The sequence below is a fragment of the Polaromonas sp. P1_E1_2 genome (assembly GCF_056406035.1).
In genome coordinates this window covers 1-1,275 of sequence record NZ_JBFUAZ010000872.1, presented here as the reverse complement: position 1 = coordinate 1,275, position 1,275 = coordinate 1, and the positions used below count along the sequence as shown (strand labels likewise).

At 61.6% G+C, this 1,275-nt stretch carries 2 protein-coding genes; both read right to left on the bottom strand.

The window, feature by feature from the left end:
- A partial coding sequence (gene hprK, locus AC1D1P_RS23675; RefSeq protein WP_477674694.1) for an HPr(Ser) kinase/phosphatase occupies window positions 1-764 on the bottom strand: 764 nt, incomplete at its 3' end.
- Between the two features lie 68 nt (window positions 765-832).
- Window positions 833-1,275: PTS sugar transporter subunit IIA (locus AC1D1P_RS23670; RefSeq protein WP_477674693.1), on the bottom strand; the 443-nt coding region annotated here is incomplete at its 5' end.

Genomic DNA, 1,275 nt, shown 5'->3' with positions numbered 1-1,275 from the left:
TACGGGATGCGTTCGTAATCGCGCTCTAGCGTTTCGCGGCGCACCAGGTGCACGATCATCTTCAGGCGCATCTTGCGGCGCACCGCCGTCTCGCCAAAAATGGCCTTGATGTCGAGCAGGCCGATGCCGCGTACTTCCAGCAGGTTTTGCAGCAGTTCCGGACAGCGTCCTTCAATCGTGGTCTGGTTGATCCGGTACAGGTCTACCGCATCGTCGGCCACCAGGCCGTGTCCGCGCGAAATCAGTTCCAGCCCCAGTTCACTTTTGCCCAGGCCGGATTCACCGGTGATCATGACGCCCAGGCCCAGGATGTCCATGAACACGCCATGCATGGAGGTGCGGTCGGCAAAATGCTTGGACAGGTAGGCCCTGAGCACGTCAATCACGAAAGCCGCCGATTCGGGCGTGGCGAACATCGGCAACTGGGCGCGTTCGCACATCGACAGCAGCGTGTCCGGCGCGGTCTGGCCGTCGGCGACGATCAGCACCGGTGGCTCCAGCGTGATGATGCGGGAAATGCGCCGGGCGCAGTCCTCAGGGCTGGCATTCGTGAGGTAAGCAACCTCGCGTTCGCCCAGGATCTGCACGCGGTAGGGATGAATGTAGTTGAGGTATCCGACCAGATCGGCGCCAGAGCGTGCAGCCCGCACGGCGACTTCGTCGAAACGCCGCTCGGAGGCCCCGAGGCCGGCAACCCATTCCCATTTCAGGGCGGCGCGGTGGTCTTCAAATAAAACGTCAGCGCTGACAACGGTGGGCTTCATGCGGCCTTGTACTTTTCCTGTTCAAGACCCTGCCGGGCCGGACAGCGTGCAACCGTGCAACACCGCATCTAAGAACTGACTTCGTGGACGGAATGCCAGGAAGCGATCAGGTTGTGCAGTCCAGCGGCATCGGTGCTGGTCTTGAGTTGCTCGCGCAGGGAGCTGTCGCTAAGCAATTCGGCAATTTCCGAAAGAATTTCGAGGTGTTTTTGAGTGGCAGCCTCGGGAACCAGCAGAAAAATCAGCAGGGCTACGGCCTGTTCGTCCGGCGCATCGAAGCCAATGGGCGCCTGCAACAGGAAAACGGCCGCCATGGGGGCCTTCAGGCCCTTGATCCGGCCGTGCGGAATCGCCACGCCGTGGCCAAGCCCGGTGGAGCCCAGGCGTTCGCGGGCGAACAGGCTGTCCGTGATCAATGCGCGGTTCAGGCCATGTTGGTTCTCAAACAGCAGACCGGCTTCCTCGAAAGCGCGCTTCTTGCTGGTCGCTTCAACGCTGACCAGAACCTGGG